Source organism: Microbacterium indicum DSM 19969 (genome assembly GCF_000422385.1).
GTDB lineage: Bacteria > Actinomycetota > Actinomycetes > Actinomycetales > Microbacteriaceae > Microbacterium > Microbacterium indicum.
Genome location: NZ_AULR01000001.1, coordinates 56,580 through 76,897 on the forward strand (window position 1 = coordinate 56,580; position 20,318 = coordinate 76,897).

The 20,318-nt window shown below is 72.0% G+C and carries 18 protein-coding genes; 7 read left to right on the forward strand and 11 right to left on the reverse strand.

The genetic code is table 11. The features are described from left to right. Position 1 precedes the first annotated feature (1 nt). The gene (locus H576_RS0100265; RefSeq protein WP_036318527.1) at positions 2 to 1,060 is read right to left on the reverse strand and encodes an aldo/keto reductase; all 1,059 of its coding nucleotides are present in this window, start codon (positions 1,058 to 1,060) and stop codon (positions 2 to 4) included. Between the two features lie 93 nt (positions 1,061 to 1,153). Between H576_RS0100265 and H576_RS13680 the strand changes: the two genes are divergently transcribed. The 3 genes from H576_RS13680 to H576_RS0100280 are packed head-to-tail and all read left to right on the forward strand — an operon-like array spanning position 1,154 to position 3,597. Further along, complete coding sequence (locus H576_RS13680) at positions 1,154 to 1,864, forward strand: gamma-glutamyl-gamma-aminobutyrate hydrolase family protein (RefSeq protein ID WP_051171932.1); 711 nt, start codon at positions 1,154 to 1,156, stop codon at positions 1,862 to 1,864. Beyond that, positions 1,861 to 2,997 carry a glutamate--cysteine ligase gene (locus H576_RS0100275; RefSeq protein WP_029149254.1) on the forward strand — a complete coding sequence of 379 codons (1,137 nt, stop codon included), beginning with the start codon at positions 1,861 to 1,863 and terminating at the stop codon, positions 2,995 to 2,997. The genes H576_RS13680 and H576_RS0100275 overlap by 4 nt, the downstream gene beginning before the upstream one ends. A 57-nt stretch (positions 2,998 to 3,054) precedes the next feature. Further along, positions 3,055 to 3,597 carry a hypothetical protein gene (locus H576_RS0100280; RefSeq protein WP_029149255.1) on the forward strand — a complete coding sequence of 181 codons (543 nt, stop codon included), beginning with the start codon at positions 3,055 to 3,057 and terminating at the stop codon, positions 3,595 to 3,597. On the opposite strand, the gene rsmA is transcribed toward H576_RS0100280, so the two are convergent. The 3 genes from rsmA to metG are packed head-to-tail and all read right to left on the reverse strand — an operon-like array spanning position 3,598 to position 6,898. After that, complete coding sequence (gene rsmA, locus H576_RS0100285; protein ID WP_029149256.1) at positions 3,598 to 4,440, reverse strand: 16S rRNA (adenine(1518)-N(6)/adenine(1519)-N(6))-dimethyltransferase RsmA; 843 nt, start codon at positions 4,438 to 4,440, stop codon at positions 3,598 to 3,600. Next, positions 4,437 to 5,324 (reverse strand): TatD family hydrolase, encoded by an 888-nt coding sequence (locus H576_RS0100290; RefSeq protein ID WP_029149257.1) that lies wholly within the window; start codon positions 5,322 to 5,324, stop codon positions 4,437 to 4,439. Before H576_RS0100290 ends, rsmA begins: the two co-directional genes overlap by 4 nt. Then, complete coding sequence (gene metG / locus H576_RS0100295) at positions 5,324 to 6,898, reverse strand: methionine--tRNA ligase (protein ID WP_029149258.1); 1,575 nt, start codon at positions 6,896 to 6,898, stop codon at positions 5,324 to 5,326. Before metG ends, H576_RS0100290 begins: the two co-directional genes overlap by 1 nt. A gap of 130 nt (positions 6,899 to 7,028) precedes the next feature. Here metG and H576_RS13685 point away from each other — a divergent pair, with 130 nt between their 5' ends. Continuing rightward, positions 7,029 to 8,384 (forward strand): HNH endonuclease signature motif containing protein, encoded by a 1,356-nt coding sequence (locus tag H576_RS13685; protein ID WP_051171933.1) that lies wholly within the window; start codon positions 7,029 to 7,031, stop codon positions 8,382 to 8,384. 30 nt (positions 8,385 to 8,414) lie between these two features. Here the strand turns inward: H576_RS13685 and H576_RS0100305 are convergent, their stop codons facing one another. Genes H576_RS0100305 through H576_RS0100325 form a run of 5 tightly spaced genes read right to left on the reverse strand, consistent with a single transcriptional unit; the run spans position 8,415 to position 15,043 of the window. Then, on the reverse strand, positions 8,415 to 10,256 hold the full coding sequence (locus H576_RS0100305; RefSeq protein ID WP_036318531.1) for a penicillin-binding transpeptidase domain-containing protein: 1,842 nt from the start codon (positions 10,254 to 10,256) through the stop codon (positions 8,415 to 8,417). A 28-nt stretch (positions 10,257 to 10,284) separates the two neighbouring features. Beyond that, the gene (locus H576_RS0100310) at positions 10,285 to 11,811 is read right to left on the reverse strand and encodes a gluconokinase (RefSeq protein ID WP_029149260.1); all 1,527 of its coding nucleotides are present in this window, start codon (positions 11,809 to 11,811) and stop codon (positions 10,285 to 10,287) included. 5 nt (positions 11,812 to 11,816) lie between these two features. After that, positions 11,817 to 12,830, reverse strand: coding sequence for an L-idonate 5-dehydrogenase (locus tag H576_RS0100315; RefSeq protein WP_029149261.1), 1,014 nt, complete (start codon positions 12,828 to 12,830; stop codon positions 11,817 to 11,819). 45 nt (positions 12,831 to 12,875) lie between these two features. Then, the gene (locus H576_RS0100320) at positions 12,876 to 13,646 is read right to left on the reverse strand and encodes an SDR family oxidoreductase (protein ID WP_029149262.1); all 771 of its coding nucleotides are present in this window, start codon (positions 13,644 to 13,646) and stop codon (positions 12,876 to 12,878) included. Positions 13,647 to 13,657: 11 nt separating this feature from the next. Next, positions 13,658 to 15,043: a GntP family permease gene (locus H576_RS0100325; protein WP_029149263.1), complete on the reverse strand. Its 1,386-nt coding sequence runs from the start codon at positions 15,041 to 15,043 to the stop codon at positions 13,658 to 13,660. Positions 15,044 to 15,149: 106 nt separating this feature from the next. Between H576_RS0100325 and H576_RS0100330 the strand changes: the two genes are divergently transcribed. Then, complete coding sequence (locus H576_RS0100330; protein ID WP_029149264.1) at positions 15,150 to 15,851, forward strand: FadR/GntR family transcriptional regulator; 702 nt, start codon at positions 15,150 to 15,152, stop codon at positions 15,849 to 15,851. 1 nt (position 15,852) lies between these two features. Here H576_RS0100330 and rsmI read toward each other — a convergent pair whose 3' ends face one another. Beyond that, on the reverse strand, positions 15,853 to 16,668 hold the full coding sequence (rsmI, locus tag H576_RS0100335; protein ID WP_029149265.1) for a 16S rRNA (cytidine(1402)-2'-O)-methyltransferase: 816 nt from the start codon (positions 16,666 to 16,668) through the stop codon (positions 15,853 to 15,855). 23 nt (positions 16,669 to 16,691) lie between these two features. Here rsmI and H576_RS13690 point away from each other — a divergent pair, with 23 nt between their 5' ends. Beyond that, positions 16,692 to 18,212 (forward strand): dolichyl-phosphate-mannose--protein mannosyltransferase, encoded by a 1,521-nt coding sequence (locus tag H576_RS13690; protein ID WP_051171935.1) that lies wholly within the window; start codon positions 16,692 to 16,694, stop codon positions 18,210 to 18,212. Positions 18,213 to 18,224: 12 nt separating this feature from the next. Here H576_RS13690 and H576_RS0100345 read toward each other — a convergent pair whose 3' ends face one another. Then, complete coding sequence (locus H576_RS0100345) at positions 18,225 to 19,061, reverse strand: aldo/keto reductase (RefSeq protein ID WP_029149266.1); 837 nt, start codon at positions 19,059 to 19,061, stop codon at positions 18,225 to 18,227. 71 nt (positions 19,062 to 19,132) lie between these two features. On the opposite strand from H576_RS0100345, the gene H576_RS13695 reads away from it, so the two are divergent. After that, on the forward strand, positions 19,133 to 20,317 hold the full coding sequence (locus H576_RS13695; RefSeq protein ID WP_051171937.1) for a hypothetical protein: 1,185 nt from the start codon (positions 19,133 to 19,135) through the stop codon (positions 20,315 to 20,317). Position 20,318: the final 1 nt, after the last annotated feature.

Sequence of the window (20,318 nt, forward strand, 5' to 3'; positions counted from 1 at the left end):
CTCACGCCCAGGGATTCGCAGGGAACCGAGCGGCGAGGCCGTCGATCGCCTCGAGCTCCTCGGTCGAGAAGGCGGGGCCCGACGCGGCGGCGACATTCTCGTCGAGCTGCTCCGTGCGCGACGCGCCGATGAGCGCCGACGTCACCACGGGATCCCGGAGGATCCACTGCACAGCCATCTGCGCGAGGCTCTGGCCGCGCTCGCGCGCGACGAGATCGAGCTCCCGCAGGACGCCGGCGGCGTCGGGCGTGACCTGCTCGCCGGGAAGGGAGGAGCGCTTCATCGAGCGCTCCGCCGGCCCGTCGCCCAGGTACTTCGACGTCAGGAGGCCCTGCGCGAGCGGCACGAACGCGATCGCGCCCATGCCCTCCTCGCTGAGCGTCTCGGTCAGCCCGTCCTCGATCCAGCGGTTGATGATCGAGTAGCTCGGCTGGTGGATCACGAGCGGCGTTCCGAGCGAGCGGGCGATGGCCTTCGCCTCGGCCGTGCGGGTCGCCGAGTACGACGAGATGCCGACGTAGCGCGCCTTGCCCTGACGGACGAGCGTGTCGAGAGCGCCGATCGTCTCCTCGAGCGGCGTCGCGGGGTCCTCGCGGTGCGAGTAGAAGATGTCGACCTCGTCGATCCCCATGCGCTCGAGCGACTGCTCGGCGCTCTTGAGGACGTACCCGCGCGACCCGCGGTCGCCGTACGGGCCCGGCCACATGTCGTACCCGGCCTTCGACGAGATGACGATCTCGTCGCGGTAGCGCTTCAGGTCCTCCCGGAGGATCCGGCCGAAGTTCTTCTCGGCGGATCCGCGCGGCGGGCCGTAGTTGTTCGCGAGGTCGAAGTGGGTGATCCCGATGTCGAAGGCGTGGCGGATCAGCTCGCGCTGGCGATCCATCGGCACGTTGTCGCCGAAGTTCCACCACAGGCCGAGCGAGATGGGCGGCAGCATGAGGCCGCTCGTGCCGACGCGGCGGTACGCGGCGCCGTCGTAGCGCTCCGTCGCGGCGACATAGGGGCGGTGCACGTCTTCGATCTCGTGCGGGGTGCGGAAGGTAACGTCGTTGCTCACCCTGTGAACGCTACAGCCGTCACACGGCGACACGCGTTTCCGGGGGCCGGGCGGCGCGATCGTACGATGGGGCGATCCGCGAGAGGAGCCACCGTGAGCGAACCCCTGGTCGCCGTCGTGCACGTGCGCGACGCACGCCCCGCGGCTCCGTGGTACCAGCAGCTCGTCGACCGGTTCAATCGCAGCGCGCTCGCCACGATCGCATCGCTCGGGTGGCGCTCCGAGCTCGTCCCGGCAGGCGAGATCGGGCCCGACGCCTCCGTGAAGGCCGCGCGCGCGGCCGACCTCGTCCTCATCATGGGCGGCGAGGACGTGCACCCGTCGTTCTACCGCGGCGCCGCCGAATACCCGGGGTCGGGCGCGCACGACGTGGCGGGCGACGAGGCGCAGATCGCGGTCGTCGCCGACGCGGCCCTCCGCGGCGCGCCCCTGCTCGGGATCTGCCGCGGGCACCAGATCCTGAACGTCGCCCTCGGCGGCGACCTCGTGCAGCACCTGCCCACCACGCACGCGCATCGCGGCGTCGGCGAGAAGCGCTTCCTCGAGCACGACCTGCACGCGATCGATCCGGCGCTCGCGGGCGCGGTGCTCGCCGGCGAGCCCGTGCAGTCGTCGCATCACCAGGCCGTGGGCCGTCTCGGGGCGGGCCTTCGCGCGGGCGCGCGCGGCGAGGACGGCGTCGTCGAGGCCGTCGTCCACGACGCGGCGCCGATCGTCGGCGTGCAGTGGCATCCCGAGCACGAGGCCGCCCGCCCCGGACAGCTCGCGCGCCTCCTGCGGCTCGTCGAGGCGCGGGCCGCGTGAGCATCCGCTTCGCGGCGTCGCCGCGCTCGACGATCGGGCTCGAGTGGGAGATCATGCTCGCCGACGGCGCGACGGGCGACCTCGTGCCGCGCGCGCCCGAGCTGCTCGGCGCCCTCGGGCACGTCGACGGCATCACGGGCGAGCTCCTCACCAACACCGTCGAGGCCGTCAGCGCGCCGCACGCGCGCGTCGCCGACGCGATCGACGACCTGCGCCGCATCGTCGACGAGGTGCGAGACGCGGCCTCGCCGCGCGGGATCCGCCTGCTCTCGGCCGGCAGCCATCCCACGGCGCGCTGGTTCGACCAGCAGATCACGCCGAAGTCGCGGTACGACAAGCTCATCGAGCGCACCCAGTGGTGGGGGCGCAACATGATGATCTGGGGCATGCACGTGCACGTCGGGATCGACGACCCCACGAAGGCGATCCCGATCGTCGCCGCGCTGACGGGCTACCTCCCGCACCTGCAGGCCCTCGCCTCGTCGAGCCCGTTCTGGGCCGGCGAGGAGACGGGCTACGCCTCGAACAGGGCGCTCGTCTTCCAGCAGCTGCCGACGGCCGGCCTGCCGTGGGAGGTGCGCGACTGGGGCGGGTTCGAGCGCTACGTCGCCGACCTCGAGGCCACGGGCGTCGTCGACGACGTGACGGAGGTGCGGTGGGACGTGCGCCCCGCGCCGCGCTGGGGAACCGTCGAGGTGCGCGCCTGCGACGCCGTCACGAACCCCGCCGAGTTCGCCGCGATCGCGGCCCTCACCCAGTCGCTCGTCGAGTGGTTCTCGCGGCGGCTCGACGCGGGCGAGGATCCGGGATCCCTGCAGCCGTGGTTCCATCGCGAGAACAAGTGGCGCGCGGCACGGTACGGACTCGATGCCGACGTCATCGTCGGCAGGGACGGCGAGCAGCGCCCCGTGCGCGCGCACCTCGCGGAGCTGGCCGACGCGCTCGCCCCCATCGCGGCCGACCTCGGCTGCACGCGCGAGCTGAGCGCGGTGCACGCGATCCTCGAGGCGGGATCGAGCGCCGACAGGCAGCGCCGCGCCGCGCACGCCGCGGCGACGGGAGATCCCGACCTCGACGCCGTCGTCAGGCACCTGTTCGACGAGTTCGACGCGGGCGTCGCCGCCCGCGGGTGATCATGGCGCCAGGGTGATCAGGCAGGCTGCAGTGCAGACGCCCGTACGATGACCCGCATGCGCAGTGAGCACCCGCGACCCCCAGCACGTCGCCGGACCGTCGGTTCGGCGGCCGCGCACAATTCCGGAGGAGCGCAGGACGCGCTCACGCACCCGAGCAGGCGCCCGCTCGCCATCGCCGTCGGCGTTCTCTGCGTCGTCGCCGCGGCGGCGGGCGGCTATGCGGTCGGGGCGTGGCCCTCGGGCGATGATCCCTCGCCGCCGGTCCCGAACATCCCGGACGCCTTCGCCTCCGAATTCGACGAAGGATCCTTCGTCCGAGAGGCCGGATTCGAGCAGTCGACCGTGTGGAGCGCGACGAAGCGGGACGGCGACTCGATCTGCCTCTTCCGCGAGGCCGACGGGTCCACGTCCGTTGTGGCTTGCTCGGCTCCCGGCAGCGACGACGCCGCGGTCCTCATCGAACGGAGCAGAGGAGACGACGCCGATCCCGAGGATGAGACGCTCATCGAGTTCTCCGTGACCGCGATGCCCGACGGAACGCGCAGCCTAACGATCGCCACCGGGACGATGTCGAGCCTCGGGCTGATCGACGGCTGACTACGCCGCGCGGGCGATGCGGAGGAAGTCGGCGATCGTGAGCTGCTCGCCGCGGGCCGTCGGGTCGACGCCCGCGCGCTCGAGGACCTCGCTCGATGCGGCGGCCGACCCGCCCAGGGCGCCCGAGAGCGCCTGGCGCAGCATCTTCCGGCGCTGCTGGAACGCGAAGTCGACCAGGCGGAACGTCGCCGCGCGCTCCTCCTCGGATCCCATCGCCTCGGCCGCGCGCTCGAAGCCCACGAGAACGCTGTCGACGCCGGGGACCGGCCAGAACACCTGCCGCGACACCGTGCCGGCGAGGCGCCACGATCCGTACCAGGCGGCCTTCGCGCTCGGGGCGCCGTAGATCTTCGACCCCGGGGCCGCGGCGAGGCGCTCGCCCACCTCGGCCTGCACCATGACCACGCCGCGGTTCAGCCCCGGGAACGTCTCCATGAAGTGCAGCAGCACGGGAACCGACACGTTGTAGGGCAGGTTCGCGACGAGGACCTCGGGATCGCCAGGAAGCTCCGTGACCGTCAGGGCGTCGTGCTCGACGACTGTCAGCGCGCGCGCGGGAACGCCCCGCTCGGCCGCCGTCTGGGCGAGGCGCGAGGCGAGGCGCCCGTCGATCTCGACGGCCGTGACGCTCGCGCCCGTCTCGAGGATCGCGAGGGTCAGGGATCCGAGCCCCGGGCCGATCTCGACGACGCGCTCGCCCGCCTCGACGCGGGCCGCGTGCACGATCTTCCGCACCGTGTTCGCGTCGACGACGAAGTTCTGGCCGAGCTTCTTCGTGGGCGTGACGTCGAGCTCGGCGGCGAGGCGGCGGATGTCGGCGGCGCCGAGCAGCTGGACGGTCATCGGAACTCCCCGTAGACGGCGACGGTGTTGGCCGCGACCCGCGCGCCGAGCTCGTCGGCGTCGACGCCGAGCTCGCTCGCGATCGCCCGCAGCGTCAGCGGGACGAGGTAGGGCGCGTTGGGGCGACCGCGGAAGGGCGCGGGCGTGAGGAACGGCGCGTCGGTCTCGACGAGGATCCGCTCGAGCGGCGTCGCGTGCAGCGCGTCGCGGAGGTTCTGCGCGTTCTTGAACGTCACGTTGCCCGCGAACGAGAGGAAGCAGCCCATCTCGGTCGCCTCGCGCGCCATGTCGGCGTCGCCCGAGAAGCAGTGGAAGACCGTCTTCTCGGGGGCGCCGACGCGGTGCAGCGTGCCCAGCACCTCGCGGTGCGCGTCGCGGTCGTGGATCTGCATCGCGATGCCGTGCCGCTTCGCGATCTCGATGTGCGCCTCGAAAGATGCGAACTGCGCGGGGCGGCCCTCCTCTCCCGTGCGGAAGAAGTCGAGCCCCGTCTCGCCGACGGCGCGCACGCGCGGGTGGGCGGCGAGCGCGTCGATCTCGGCGAGGGCGTCGTCGAGGGCGCCTCGCTCCGCGAAGGTCGGCGCGTCGTTGGGGTGGATCGCGACGGCCGCGAGCACGTTCGCGTGCCGCTCGGCCGCGGCGACGGCCCACCGCGACGAGACGAGGTCGCCCGACGCCTGCACGACGCCCGCGACCCCGACGGCCGCCGCGCGGCGCAGCTGCTCGTCGAGGCCCAACGGATCGTCGCCGTCGGCGATCTCGAGGTGGCAGTGGTTGTCGTACACCGGCACCGCGAGCGGCTCGGGCGGCTCGGGGTACGTCAGGTCCTTGCGGCCCTGCGTCGAGCGCCGCTCGACGTAGGTGTCGCGGGCCGGCTCAGCCATCAGGCCTCTTCGATGCGCGGGAAGAGAGGCGCGAGCTTCGACACCGTCGCGCCGACGGGCAGCACGCCCCAGGCCCCGGCGTCGCGCACGTTCTGATCCTCGAGCGCGCCGAGCGCGGCCTCGGCGCCGAGCGCCTGCCACAGCGTCGCGGTCGACTTCGGCATCACGGGCGAGAGCAGGACCGCGAGAGCGCGCAGCCCGTCGAGGCACGTGTACAGCACGGTCGCGAGGCGGTCGCGCTGCGTCTCGTCCTTCGCCAGCGCCCACGGGGCGTTGTCGGTGATGTACCCGTTGAGCGCGTCGACGATCGTCCAGATCTCGGCGATCGCCTGGTCGGTACGGAAGCGCTCGATCGCGGCGTCGGCGTTCGCGGCCGCGTCGGCGACGAGCTTCTGGATCGCGAGGTCGGCCTCCGTGTACGCGGCGGGCGCGGGGACGGATCCGTCGAAGTACTTCTCGGTCATCGCGATCGTGCGCGACGCGAGGTTGCCGAAGCCGTTCGCGAGCTCGGCCTGGTACCGGGCCGACATGTCCTCCCAGGAGAACGAGCCGTCCTGGCCGAACGCGATCGCCGAGAGGAAGTAGAAGCGGTAGGCGTCGGATCCGAAGGTGTCGACGAGCGTCGCCGGGGCGATGCCCGTGGCCTTGGACTTCGACATCTTCTCGCCCCCGACGAGCAGCCAGCCGTGCGCGAAGACGCCCTTCGGCACCTCGAGCCCCGCGGCCATGAGCATCGCGGGCCAGATCACGGCGTGGAAGCGGAGGATGTCCTTGCCGACGACGTGGTAGCCCGGCCAGCGGCGCTCGAAGTCGCCGCCCTCGGTGCCGTAGCCGAGCGCCGTCGCGTAGTTGAGGAGCGCGTCGACCCACACGTAGATGACGTGCGACTCGTCCCACGGAACGGGGATGCCCCAGTCGAAGGCGCTGCGCGAGATCGACAGGTCCTTGAGGCCCTGCTGCACGAAGGCGACGACCTCGTTGCGCGCCGACTCGGGCTGCACGAAGTCGGGGCGCTCGCGGTAGAGCTCGAGCAGCTTGTCGCCGAACTCGCTGAGCTTGAAGAAGTAGTTCTTCTCGTGCAGCAGCTCGAGCGGCTTCGAATGGATCGCGCAGACCTTGAGGCCCTCGAACTCGCCCGTGCCGTCGACGATCTCGCTCTCGGGCTTGAACTCCTCGCAGCCGACGCAGTAGAGCGCCTCGTACTCGCCCGCGTAGATGTAGCCGCGGTCGTAGATCGCCTGGATGAACGCCTTGACGCCCTCCTCGTGGCGCGGCTGCGTCGTGCGGATGAAGTCGTCGTTCGCGGCGTCGAGCTTCTCGAGCAGCGGGAACCACGCCTCGCTGACGAGCTTGTCGACGTACTCCTGCGGCGTCACGCCGTTGGCCGCCGCGGCCCGGAGCATCTTCTGCCCATGCTCGTCGGTTCCCGTGAGCATCCAGGTGTCGTCGCCCGACTGGCGGTGCCACCGCGCGAGGGTGTCGACCGCGACCGTCGTGTACCCGTGGCCGATGTGGGGCACATCGGAGGGGTAGTAGATCGGGGTGGTGATGTAGAACGACTGGCCGGAGGTCACCACACAATCCTACGGGCGCCGATCTGCGTGTTTCGCCGGGATCGACGGAGCGGTCCGCGGCGGCGGACGAGACCGCGCAGATGCTCTCCGATCGCTTGATTTTCGAATATTTGTTCGATACATTGGGGTCATGACCGACACGGCGCCCGACGCGACCTCGTGGGACATGACGCCCGACGAGCGTCGGCGCGCCGACGAGGCTCTCGCGGCGCTGCGCGTCGCACAGGAGATGCGCGCGGGCGCCGACTCGCTCGCGGCGTCGGCCCAGGCGGTGCTCGACGCGATCTCCGCGGCGCAGGCGGGCCGCATGCCGGGGCGCGGAGATCACCAGGACCTCCCGTACCGGTCCATGGCGGACGAGGTCGCATCGGCGACGCACGTCTCCCGCACCGTCGCGTCGAACCGGCTGCGCGAGGCGTCGACGCTCACGCGGCAGTACCCGGCGACGCAGCAGGCGCTCCGCGCGGGGCTGATCGCCGACGAGCACGTGCGCGCGATCATCTCCGAGGGCGCCCGCCTCGCGCATGACGACACCGCCCGGGCGGCGTACGAGGAGCGGATCCTCGAGTTCGCGGCCGACTCCACGCCGCAGCAGACGCGCCGGGCGGCCAAGGTCATCGCCGACCGGCTGTCTCCCCGCGACTTCGATGAGGCGCACGCGGTCGCGAGGGCGCGGCGCCGCGTCACGGTGCGCGACCTCGACGACGGCATGAGCGAGCTCACGGTCGTCGGCGACGCCGCGGTGATCCACGGGATCCTCGATCGCCTCACGACGATGGGGCGCAAGGTCGCATCGGCGCATCGGATCGAGCACCAGCGCGAGCGGGCCGCGGCGACGGGGTTCCCGAAGGACCCGAACCGGCGATCCCTCGACCAGATCCGCGCCGATCTCCTCGCCGACATCATGCTCACGGGGCAGCCGAACGCGCACCAGCTCCACACGCCGGGCGACACGGCGCTCGACGAGATCCGCGCGACGGTCCAGGTGGTGATCCCCGTCGATCGGCTCGTCGGCACCGGCGCCGGCACGGGGCCCGGGGCCGGGCAGCCGCTGTCCGCGTCAGATCAGCCGATCGCGACGGCGACCGCGAGGCGCCTGGCGGCGCGGGCACCGACGTGGGATCGGATCTTCGTGAGGCCCGACGGGCAGGTGGTCGCGACCGACGGATACCGGCCGACGCGCGACCAGAGGAGGTTCCTGCTCGCGCGCGACGGCACGTGCCGGTTCCCCGGATGCACCGCGGCGGCCCGCTCGTGCGACATCGACCACACGCACGACCACGCCCTCGGCGGCGAGACGACGCTCGACAACCTCGGGTGCCTGTGCGAGGCGCACCACATGGTCAAGCACAACACCCCGTGGAAGGTGAAGCAGGTCGGCGACGGCGTCTACGAATGGACCTCGCCGCTCGGGTCGAAGCGCGTGACGAGGCCGGGAGGCGCCGTGCGGTTCCGCGACCTCGCGGAGGAGCCCGCGCCGTTCTGACCCGTTGAGGCCATCGGGCGGGCGCCGCCGTCAGGACAGGAAGGCCTGCACGAGCGGGCCCGCCGTCGATGCTCCCCCGCTGCCGGTCTCGACGAACGCCGCGACGGCGAGGTCGCCCTGGATCGCGATCATCCACGCATGCGTCGCGAGCTCGCCGCTCTCGTCCGCCTCGCCGTATTCGGCGGTCCCGGTCTTCGCCGCGACCTCGGGCGAGAGCCCCGCGAGGAAGCTCGCGGATCCGTCGGTCACGACGCCGCGCATGAGCTCGTGGAGCGTCGCCGCCTCGTCGTCCGTGAGCGGCTCGTCGGGCTCGACGACCCCGTCGGGCTCGACGCCGTCGACGAGCACGGGCGTGACGGCGTGCCCGGCCGCGACGGACGCCGCGACGGTCGCCATCGCGAGGGGGCTCGCGAGGATCCGGCCCTGCCCGATGAGATCGGCCGCGAACTCGGTCTCCGACTCGCTCTCGGGGACCTGGCCGAGGTAGGCGGGATACCCGAGCGAGGGATCCCCCGTCAGGCCGAGCGCCGCGGCCGCGCCCTCGAGAGCGTCGTCGTCGATCGCACCGCGCGACCCGACGAACGCCGTGTTGCAGGAGTTCGCGACGGCCTCGCGCAGCGGGATGTCTCCCGTCGCCCCCGCCGGATAGTCGGGGTAGTTGTGGAACTCGAACCCGTCGACCGTGACGCTCTCGGCGCAGCTGACGGCGTCGTCCGGCGCCATGCCGGAGCGCAGCAGCGCGAGCGTGGTGACGACCTTGAACGTGGATCCCGGTGCGTACTGGCCCGACGTCGCGGCATCGAACCCGTCGTTGCCCTGGCCGTTCGCCGCCGCGAGGATCCCGCCCGTCGAGGGCCGGATCGCGACGAGCGCGCTCGCGCCGTCGACGCCCGCGAGCACCTGCTCGGCCTTCGTCTCGAGGTCCTCGTCGAGGGTGATGGCGAGGGGCTCGCCGTCCTCGGCGGGGAACGACGCGAGCTCCGCCGGGTCCTCGGACCCCTCGGGTCCGGACGTGATCGTGACGGCGGGGGTGCCGCGCAGGCGCGCGTCGTAGGCCATCTGCAGCCCCGAGAGGCCCGTCTGCTCGCCGGCCAGGACTTCGCCGTCCGACTGCTCGATGATCTCGGCCGTCGCCTCGCCCACCGTGCCGAGCAGCGGCCGCGCGAACTGCGACGTCGGGGCGAGCTGCATCGTCGTGTCGATCGCGCTCGCGCCGGGGATGTCGGCGTAGTCGGCCGGCACACGCTCGGCGGCGTCCTCGGGGCGCAGCACGATCGCCTCGACGAAGGCCTGATCCCCCATCGCCTCGGCCTGGGCGACGAACGCGTCGGCGTCGACCCCGACCGCCTCGGCGACGCGACGCGCGCTGTCGTCGACCTCGTCGGGCTCGATCCAGCTCTTGTCGAGCCCGTACCGCGTGACGGGGCGCTCGGTGACGATCGCCTCGCCGTCGGGCCCCGTGATCTCGGCCCTCTCGGGGTACTCGAGCGAGACGGCGATGGCGTCGCCGTCCGCGTAGCCGTCGGCGACGAGCGACGGATCCCACCGCACGGTCCAGCCGTCATCTCCCTCGTCGAGGGTCGCGGTCGCGTCGTAGGTCCACGCGTCGCCCGCGATGTCCCAGGCGAACGAGAGCGGCACGATCGCGGATCGGCCGTCCCTCTCGGGCTCGCCCGCCGTGACCTCGAGCGCGTACGCCGCGAGCGGCTCGACCGCCGCGGCGAAGTCTCCGCCCGAGACGTCGAGCGCGTGGTCCTCGAGCCCCGCGACGAGGTCGTCGACGGCTCCGGAGAGGCCGTCGTCGCCCGTGCAGGCCGCGAGGCCCAGGAGGGCGGGAATGGTCAGCAGCGCGACATACCGGTGCTTTCTCATCCCCGCCATCCTGACACGGGGTCGGCGCTCAGTTGCGCAGGGGCAGGTTCTGGCCGATGCGCTGGAGCGTGACGTTCGCGGGGAGGAGCGCCGTGTAGAGGCGGTCGAAGATCGGGCGCAGCTCGGCGTAGACCTCGGCGTCCTCCTCGCGCGGCGTCACGACGCTCTCGACGGGGACGAGCTCGGCCGCGACGTCGATCGAGTCGATGAGGCCGAGGGCCTCCATCCCGAGCAGCGCGGCGCCGAAGCCCGAGCCCTCCTGTCCCTGGGGCATGCCGATCTCGCTGTCGAACGCGTTCGCGAGCGTCTGGCGCCAGAGCACGTGCTTCATGACGCCGCCCGTCGCGCGGATCTCGGCGAGGTCGATCCCCGCGGCCTCCATCGACTGCTTCACGAGCGTCAGCTGCAGGGCGACGCCCTCCACCGCCGCGCGCACGAGGTGCTGGCGGCGGTGCGAGCGCGTGAGGCCGACGTACGCGCCGCGCGCGACGCCGCCCCAGCGCGGGGCGCGCTCGCCCAGCAGGTAGGGAAGCATCAGCAGGCCGCCCGCGCCGGCGGGGACGGTGTAGGCCTCGTCGAGCAGCTGGGCCGTCGACAGCCCTGCCTCGCCCGCCGTGACCTCGCCGCGCACCCAGTCGAGCACGACGCCGCCGTTGTTGATGGCGCCGCCGATGACCCAGCGGTCCTCCGTCAGCGCGTAGCAGAACACGCCGCCGAGCGGATCGACGGCCGGCTTCTCGACCGCGACGCGCAGGGCTCCCGACGTCCCGACCGAGCAGGCCGCGACGCCGGGGCGCACGGCGCCCACGCCGAGGTTCGCAAGCGGTCCGTCGCCCGCGCCCGCGACGACCGGCGTCTCGGCGGGGAGCCCCGTCGCGGCGACCGCCTCGTCCGTGAGCTGCGGCAGGACGTGCCGCGTGCGCACGAGCTCGGGGAGCTGCTCGGGCATGATCCCGGCGATGTCGAGCGCCTCCGCGTCCCACGCGAGGGTGTGGATGTTCATGAGGCCCGACGCCGAGGCGATCGAGTGGTCGACGACGAGCGCGCCCGTCATGTGCCGGAGCACCCACCCCTTGAGGTCGGCCCACGTCGCGACCGACGCGAACAGCTCGGGCTCGTTCTCACGGAACCAGACGAGCTTCACGAACGGCGACATCGGGTGGACGGGCGTTCCCGTCCGACGGTGCAGGGCGAGGCCGGATCCCGAGTCGCGCAGGCGCTCGGCCTCCTCGGCGGCGCGGGTGTCGGCCCACGTCACGACGGGGGTCAGCGGCTCGCCCGCGGCGTCGAGGCCGACGAGCGAGTGCATCGCCGACGAGAACGAGATGCCGGCGACGCGCTCGACCCCGATCTCGCCGACGACCTCGCGCACGCCCGCGTAGACGGCCTCGAGGATCTTCGCCGGGTCCTGCTCGGCGTGGCCCGGGACCGGCTCGTCGAGCGGGTAGCCGTTCGACGCCGTGGCGACGAGGGATCCGTCGGCCCGGTAGGCGACGACCTTCGTGGCCGTCGTGCCCATGTCGATTCCGACGACGATGTCCTGCTGCGGAGCCATGGACGTCATTCTGCCGCGAGGTCGATGACGACCTTGCCCGAACGGCGCGAGTCGCGCGCCAGCTCGAACGCCTCGCGCACCTCGGACGCCGGCAGGACGTGCGTGACGACCTGCTCGACCTCGGGGCGTTCGGCGAGCACGCGCACGGCGTCGTCGATCTCGTCGTTGAAGCGGAAGGTGCCGAGGAACGACACCTCCTTCGAGATGAAGGGAGCGAGATTCACAGGGCGCGGCTCGTTCGGGACCATGCCCACCTGCACGACGGTGCCGTGGCGGCGGACCGCTCCCCCGGCCGCGCTGATCGCGATCGCCGATCCCGAGCACTCGAAGACGACGTCGAACTCCTCGGCGGGCAGCTGCTCCTCGGTCACCTGGATGACGCGGTCGGCGCCGAGGGCCGTCGCACGGGCGAGCGGCTCGGGCAGCACGTCGCTGACCGTGATGTGCTCGGCGCCGCGCGCCTGCGCCGCGACGACGGCGAGCAGGCCGATGGGGCCCGCCCCCGACACGAGGACGCGCGCGCCCGCGAGGTCGCCCGCGCGCGTCGCCGCGTGGAGCGCCACCCCGAGGGGCTCGGCGAGGACGGCGCGCGAGACGGGCAGCGACTCGGGAAGGACCCGGATCATGTCGTCGCGCACGACGAGGTACTCGCTCATCGCGCCCTGCGTGTGGGGCCACGTCGAGGCGCTGCCGAGGTACGAGCCGCCCGGCCACAGGTGGGGCTGGCCCTCCGTGCCGCGCACCTCGGTGCCGAAGCGCGCGGGGTGCACCGTCACGGGGGTCCCGGGAGCCAGGCGGCCCGACGGATCCTGGTCGACGACGCCCGAGAGCTCGTGGCCGGGCACGAGGGGCTCGCGCACGACGTACTCGCCGTTCGCGCCCTCGAAGTAGTAGTGCAGATCGGATCCGCAGATCCCGACGCGCTCGACGCGCACCCGGACCTCGCCGTCGCCCGCGACGGGGTCAGCCGCCTCGCGCAGCTCGATCTGCTCCTTGCCGTCGATCCATACCGCTCGCATGATGCCTTCTTCTCTTCTTTCCGTATCCGTTGCCGACGAGCGCGATCAGACGACCGCGGTCATGCCGCCGTCGACGAAGATGTTCTGACCCGACACGAAGCTCGACGCGTCGCTCGCGAGGAACAGGAGCGCGCCGCGCAGCTCGCTGAAGTCGCCCCAGCGGTGCGCGGGGGTGCGGTTCACGAGCCAGGAGTTGAACTCCTCGTCCTCGACGAGCGCCTTGTTCATCTCGGTCGCGAAGTAGCCGGGCGAGATCGCGTTGACCTGCACGTCGAAGCGCGCCAGGTCGGCCGCCATGCCCTGCGTGAGGAGGGCGATGCCGCCCTTCGTCGCCGAGTACGGCGCGATCGTCTGGCGCGCGAGCTTCGACTGCACCGAGGCGATGTTGATGACCTTGCCGGACCCACGCTCGGTCATCCCGGGCGTGATGAAGCGCGACACGTAGAACGCGCTCGACAGGTTGCTCTGCACGACGGCGTCCCAGTCGCTCACCGCGAACTCGGTGAAGGGGGCGCGGCGCTGGACGCCCGCGTTGTTGACGAGGATGTCGGGCACTCCGTGCTCGGCGATCATCGTGCGGACCGTCGCCTCGACCGCCGCGGCGTCGGTCACGTCGAAGGTGACGTGGGCGGGCAGGACGCCCGTCGCGTCGGCGATCCCCTTCGCCGTCTCGTCGAGGGCGGCGGCGTCGCGGCCGTGCAGGATCACGCGGGCGCCCGCCTCGGCCAGCGCCGTCGCGAGCGCACGGCCGAGGCCGCGCGAGGATCCCGTCACGAACGCGAGGCGCCCCGTGATGTCGAAAAGCTCTTTCGTCATGTTCTCTCCGATCAGAAGACGAAGAAGACGATGAGGGCGAACGCGAAGCCGACGACCGACTCGATCGCCTGCTGCACCGTCCACGTCTTCAGGGTGGTCTTGACGTCCATATTCATGAGGCGCCCCACGAGCCAGAAGCCCGAGTCGTTCACGTGGCTCGCGAACACCGAACCGGCCGCCGCGGCGACCGTGATCGCGGCGATCTCGACCTGGTTGAACCCGCCGCTCGTGACGGCGGGGGCGAGGAGGCCGGCGGTCGTCACGAGGGCGACGGTCGCGGATCCCTGCGCCACGCGCAGGATCACGGCGATGAGGTACGCGGCGAAGATGATCGGCATGCCCCAGCCCACGAGGACCTCGGCGAGCGCGTCGCCGATTCCCGAGGTGCGCAGGACGCCGCCGAACATGCCGCCCGCGCCCGTGATGAGGATCACCGAGGCGACGGTTCCGAGCGTGCCGTCGGCGAGCTTCTCGAGCGCCGTGCCGTTGACGCCGCGGGCCTTGCCGAGCACCAGCAGGGCGACGAGCACCGTGATGAGGAGCGCGACGGGCGAGTTGCCGAGCATCATGAAGACCTGCACCCACACCTGCGACTCGTCGACGGCGCCGACCGAGCCGAGCGCGTCGAGGCCCGTGTTCATGAAGATGAGGACGAGGGGCAGCAGCAGGATCAGGATGACCGTCGACGCTTTGGGCGGGTTGACGGGCTGATCGTCGTCCTGCGCGCCGAAGAGCGCCGGGACGATCATGGGGTGGCGCTTGTTGACGAACTTGGCCCACAGGTAGCCCGAGAGGTACCAGGTCGGGAAGGCCAGGACGAGGCCGATGATCATGACGATGCCGAGGTTCGCGCCGAAGAGCTCGGAGGCCGACACGGGGCCGGGGTGCGGGGGCACGAAGACGTGCATGACCGAGAAGCCCGCGGCGCCGGCGAAGCCGTAGAGCAGCAGGTTCTTGCCGCCGATGCGGCGCGCGACGGCGAAGATGATCGGCAGCATGACGACGAGGCCCGCGTCGAAGAAGATCGGGAAGCCGAGGATCAGCGAGGTGAGGCCGAGCGCGAACGCCGCCCGCTTCTCGCCGAAGATCCTGACCATCGCGTCCGCGATGACCTTCGCGCCGCCCGACGACTCGATGAGCCGCCCGAGGATGGCGCCGAGCCCGATGAGGAGGGCGACGGATCCGAGCGTGGATCCGAAGCCGGAGACGAGCGTGTTGACGATCATGTTCGCCGGGATGCCCGTCGCGAGGGCCGTGAGCAGCGAGACGACGACGAGCGTCAGGAACGCGTGCAGCTTGACCTTGATGACGAGCACGAGGATGACGGCGACCGCGGCTGCGGCGATGAGCAGCAGCGGCCCTGCACCGAGTGTCTGAGTCCACTCAGCAGTGTCCATAGGATTCTCCGTTGAATTCGGTAGCGCGGTCCGGCGATGGCGCGCAAAGGTAGTACTTATTCCATCGGTAAGGTATCACCAAATGATCTTCTGAGGAGGCTCGACGATGAGCGCGATCCACACCAGTGTGGTGGAGAGGCTCGGCGCGCGCATCGCGTCGGGCGAACTTCCCCCCGGCTCCGTCCTGACGCTGGCGTCGATCGAGTCGGAGCACTCGGCGTCGCGCACCGTCGCGCGCGAGGCGGTGCGGGTCCTCGAGAGCCTCGGGCTCGTGGCGTCGCGCCGACGCGTCGGGATCACGGTGCAGCCGCGCGAGGAGTGGGACGCCTTCGCCCCCCAGCTCATCGAGTGGAACCTGCGCGGCCCGTTCCGGCAGCAGCAGCTCGAGGCGCTCATGGAGCTACGCGTCGCCGTCGAACCCATGGCCGCGCAGCTCGCCGCCGACCGCGCGACGCCCGCCCAGCGGGCGGAGCTGCGCCGCCTCGCCTCCGAGCTCAAGGGGCTCGGCAGGGCCGGCGAGGGGGCGGGGGACGCGTTTCTCGAGGCCGACGTTGCCTTCCACGACCTGCTGCTCGCGTCGTCGGGCAACGCCCAGCTCATCGCGCTCCGCGCCCCCGTGCGCCAGGTCCTGCGGGGCCGCTCGCGCCTCGGCCTCACCCCGCAGATCCCCCGCGCGGGCACGCTCGAGGAGCACGAGGCCGTCGCGGCGGCGATCACCTCGGGCGACGGCGACACCGCCGAGGAGCACTCGCGCGCCCACATGCGCGGCGTGTGGAGCGAGATCCAGCAGGACCACTCGCTCGCCTGAGCTACCTCGCGGCGAGCGCCGCCTGATAGAGGTCGCGGGACGAGATCCCCGTCTGGTCGGCGACCTCGCGCGCCGCGTCCTTGAGGCGCGAGCCCGCGGCCGTGAGCGCAGTGACCTGCGCGAGCGCGTCTGCGAGCGACACCTCGGCGCGCTCGGCCCCCGCGACGACGATCACGAGCTCGCCGCGCACGCCGTCCGCGGCCCACGCGGCCAGCTCCTCGAGCGTCCCGCGGGCGACCTCCTCGTGGAGCTTCGTGAGCTCCCGCGCGACGACGGCGCGACGCTCGGGGCCGAACTCCGCACCCATGTCGGCGAGCGTCTGTGCGACGCGGGTCGGGGCCTCGAAGAACACGAGCGTGCGCGGATCCTGCGCGACGCGCCCGAGGAACGCGCGCCGCTCCCCGGGCTTCCGGGGCACGAAGCCCTCGAACGAGAAGCGGTCGGTCGGCAGCCCCGAGACCGCGAGGGCCGTGAGGACGGCGCTCGGTCCGGGGATCGCCGTCACGGCGACGCCCGCCTCGGCCGCCGCGTGCACGAGTCCGAAGCCCGGGTCGCTGACGGTCGGCATGCCCGCCTCGCTCATCACGACGACGTCCTCGTCGCGAGCGATCTCGACGATCTCGGCGGACTTCTGCTTCTCGTTGTGGTCGTGCAGCGGGATGAGCCGCGGGCGGTTCTCGATCCCGAGGGCCGCGAGGAGCTTCTGCGTCGTGCGGGTGTCCTCGGCCGCGATCGTCGTCGCCCGCCCGAGGATCTCCACGAGCCGGGCCGACGCGTCGCCGAGGTTGCCGATCGGGGTGCCCGCCAGGATGATCACGGGTCCCACCATAGGGTGGTGGGGTGATCGAACGCCTCACGTCGGAACGCGCCGCGCGCATCGCCTCGTGGGCTGTGCCCGTCGCCGTCACGGCGGTCGCCGCCGCGACCCGCATCATCGGCGTCGGCGGCCCCCACGAGCTGATCTTCGACGAGACCTACTACGTCAAGGACGCCTGGACGCTCCTGCACCTCGGCTACGAGGCGCAGTGGGGCGACGACCCGAACCCCGCCTTCGAGTCGGGCGCCACGGGCGGGTACACGGCGGAGGGGTCCTTCGTCGCGCACCCGCCGCTCGGCAAGTGGATCATCGCGATCGGCATGATGATCTTCGGCGGCGACTCGACGTTCGGCTGGCGCATTATGACGGCGCTCGTCGGCACGGCGCTCGTCCCGCTCCTCTACGTCGTCGCGAAGCGGCTGACGCGCTCGGTGCCGATGGCGGGCATCGCGGCGCTTCTCCTCGCGATCGACCCCCTCGCGATCTCGATGAGCCGCGTCGCGCTCCTCGACACCCACCTCGCGTTCTTCATCCTGCTCGGCTTCTGGTTCGCGCTCATCGACAGACACGAGACCATCGAGCGGATCCGCCGCGGCGCCGTCGCCGACCGGATCGCCGGCCCCGTCGTGTGGCGGCGCCCGTGGCTCATCGCGGCCGGCGTCTCGATGGGCCTCGCCTCCGGCGTCAAGTGGTCGGGCCTCTACGCGCTCGCCGTTCTGGGGATCGCGGTCGTCGTCGCCGACGCCGTCGACCGGCGCCGCGCGGGCGTCGACCGCTGGGTCGAGGCGGCGATCGGCCGCCAGGGGCCCGCGTCGTTCGTGCTCCTCGTGCCGCCGGCGATCGTCGCCTACGTCGTGACGTGGACGGGGTGGCTCGTCACGTCGGGCGGCTACGCGCGCGACTCGAAGTCGAACGCCTTCGCGGCGCTCCTCGAGTACCACCGCCAGATCCTGCAGTTCCACGAGAGCGTCCAGAGCCCCCACACCTACGCGAGCCCCGCGTGGGAGTGGATCCCGATGCTCAACCCGACCCTCATGTACCGCGAGGCGTCGGACGGCCAGGTCGGTCTCATGGCCGCGCTGCCGAACCCCATCCTCTGGTGGGTCGGCGTGCTCGTCGTCGTGTGGTTCGCCGTCCGCCTCGTCGTGAGCGTCGTGCGCCGCACCGAGATCATCGGGCGTGAGGCGTTCGTCCTCGTGGGCGTCGCGGCGACCTACATCCCCTGGCTCGCGCTGCCCAAGCGCACGATGTTCTCGTTCTACGCGATCACGCTGCTGCCGTTCGTGATCGTCGGCGTCGTCATCGCGCTGCAGAACATGCGCCGGCCCGTGCGCCCCGTGCTGCTCGACGATCCCACCGAGGCGGAGATCGCCGTCGCGACCGCGCGCGCGACGACGGCGACCGATGCGCGCCGTACCGTCGCTTCGATCGCCGTCGTGGTCTTCGTCGTCGTCGGGCTGTTCTTCCTGCCCTACGGAACCGGGCTCATGGAGCCAGAGGCGCTCTACCGAGCGCACCTCTGGCTGCCGAGCTGGTTCCTCTGATCCGCCGCGGGGTCAGTTGACCTCGAGCGGGTGCGACCCGACGCGGCCGGATCCGTCACCCGGGTCGATCGCGTCGATGCCGGCGATCTCGTCGGCCGTGAGCTCGAAGTCGAAGACGTCGAGGTTCTGCTCCATGCGCTCGCGGCGCACCGACTTCGGGAAGACGATGAAGCCGCGCTGCAGGTGCCACCGGATGACGATCTGGGCGGGCGACTTGCCGTGCGCCTCGGCGGCCGCCGCGACGGCCGGGTTCTCGAAGAGCGGGTACTTGCCCTGGCCGAGCGGGCCCCACGCCTCGATCTTCATGCCGTTCGCCTCGGCCCACGCGAGGACGTCGGCCTGGTGCAGCGCGGGGTGCAGCTCGATCTGGTCGACCGACGGCACGACGCCCGTCTCGGCGACGAGGCGATCGAGGTGCTCGGGCAGGTGGTTCGAGACGCCGATCGAGCGGGACAGCCCCGCGTCGCGGATCTCGATGAGCTTCTCCCACGCGTTGACGTAGGTGTCCTTCTGGGGCGTCGGCCAGTGCGTCAGGTAGAGGTCGACGTACTCGAGGCCGAGCTTGTCGAGGCTCTCGCGGATCGCGTCGTGCGGCTGTTCGCCCGACTGGCGGTCGTTCCAGAGCTTCGTCGTGACGAAGAGCTCCTCGCGCGGGATGCCGCTCTTCGCGATGGCCGCGCCGACGCCCTCCTCGTTGCGGTAGATCGCGGCGGTGTCGATGTGGCGGTAGCCGACCTCGAGGGCCTCGGAGACGGCGCGCTCCGCCTCGTCCGCCGGCACGAGGAAGACGCCGAAGCCGAGCTGAGGGATGTCGTATCCGGATGCGAGTTTCACAGTGGGAACGGTCATGCCCTCACCCTATGACGCCCCCGAGCCGGCCGGGCCGCGGTCGTACGATGCATACGAGAGACAGGAGATCCGTGACGCACCCGCATCGCCCCGCGACCACGATCCGAACGGTCCCCTGGTTCGGAGCCGTCCAGCGGTTCAAGCGCCGGTACGAGCGGCTTCACCCCTCGGTCCAGCAGATCGGCCTGCAGCTGTGGATGCCGACGATGTTCGTCGTCCTCTTCGCCCTCTGCTACGTGCTGCCGTTCCGTTCCCCGGCCCCGCACGACCTGCGCATCGGGGTCGTCGGATCCGCCGCCGCGCAGCAGGTCGACCAGGCGCTCGAGAAGGCGGCGCCCGGCGGGTACGTCGTGGAGGAGGTCGACGCGGTCGACGCGGCCGCCCTGCGATCGGGCGCGTACGCCGCGGTGCTCGACACGAGCGACGCCTCGCACCCCGAGCTGTCGGTCGCCACCGCGAACAGCAGCAGCCTCGCCCAGATCGTCGAGGCGACCTTCCGGTCCGCGATCGAGTCCGAGGGCGTCGTGCTCACGGTCGACGACGTCGCCCCGCTCCCCGTGACGGACGGCGCCGGAACCGTCTCGCTCTACGTGTCGCTCGTCGCGGCGATCGGAGGGCACCTGACCGGGATGTTCACCGCGCTGATGGGCGGGGATCTCCGGCGCCGCGCCCGCATCGGGATCGTCGTCGGGACGACCGCCGTGCTCGGGACGCTCGCCGCGACCCTCATCGACCCGGTCGTGGGCGCCCTGCCGGGTCGCTTCCCGGCGCTCTGGCTGCTGCTCGTCGGCACCATGACGGCCGTCGGGCTCACGACCCAGGCGCTCGGCTACTACTTCGGCCGGTGGGTCGTCGCGGCCGGCCTCATCTCGTTCGTGTTCCTCAACGTGCCGGCGTCGGGAGGGGCCGTCGCGGTCGACCTCCTGCCTCAGCCGTTCCGGTGGCTCAACCACGTCGTCATCGCGGGCGGCGACGTCCCCTTCATCCACGCCGCCTCGTACGACGTGGGTCCCGGGGAGTGGGTCGGCCTCACCCGGATCGCCGCCTACATCGCGTTCGCCCTCGTGATCACGATCCCCGGACCCGCCTACCGGCACTGGCGCCGCAGCCGCCGCCGGCGGCTGGGCCTTCCGCTCGGAGGCATGCTCGAGACGGCGCAGAGCCTCAAGGACGAGCTGCCGCCCGAGACGACCGTCATCTCGACGCTCGAGCCCCCCAGAGGCGCTTCCGCCTCCGGGGGCCCGGCGTCGGGCTGAG

Coding starts and splice junctions, on each gene's coding strand:
- H576_RS0100310 (WP_029149260.1), bottom strand. CDS start 11,811: ATGGCTCCGCAGCAGGACATCGTCGTCGGAATCGACATGGGCACGACG.
- H576_RS0100315 (WP_029149261.1), bottom strand. CDS start 12,830: ATGCGAGCGGTATGGATCGACGGCAAGGAGCAGATCGAGCTGCGCGAG.
- H576_RS0100290 (WP_029149257.1), bottom strand. CDS start 5,324: ATGGCTGAGCCGGCCCGCGACACCTACGTCGAGCGGCGCTCGACGCAG.
- H576_RS0100325 (WP_029149263.1), bottom strand. CDS start 15,043: ATGGACACTGCTGAGTGGACTCAGACACTCGGTGCAGGGCCGCTGCTG.
- H576_RS0100305 (WP_036318531.1), bottom strand. CDS start 10,256: ATGAGAAAGCACCGGTATGTCGCGCTGCTGACCATTCCCGCCCTCCTG.
- H576_RS0100345 (WP_029149266.1), bottom strand. CDS start 19,061: ATGACCGTTCCCACTGTGAAACTCGCATCCGGATACGACATCCCTCAG.
- H576_RS13685 (WP_051171933.1), top strand. CDS start 7,029: ATGACCGACACGGCGCCCGACGCGACCTCGTGGGACATGACGCCCGAC.
- H576_RS0100330 (WP_029149264.1), top strand. CDS start 15,150: ATGAGCGCGATCCACACCAGTGTGGTGGAGAGGCTCGGCGCGCGCATC.
- H576_RS0100320 (WP_029149262.1), bottom strand. CDS start 13,646: ATGACGAAAGAGCTTTTCGACATCACGGGGCGCCTCGCGTTCGTGACG.
- H576_RS0100280 (WP_029149255.1), top strand. CDS start 3,055: ATGCGCAGTGAGCACCCGCGACCCCCAGCACGTCGCCGGACCGTCGGT.
- rsmA (WP_029149256.1), bottom strand. CDS start 4,440: ATGACCGTCCAGCTGCTCGGCGCCGCCGACATCCGCCGCCTCGCCGCC.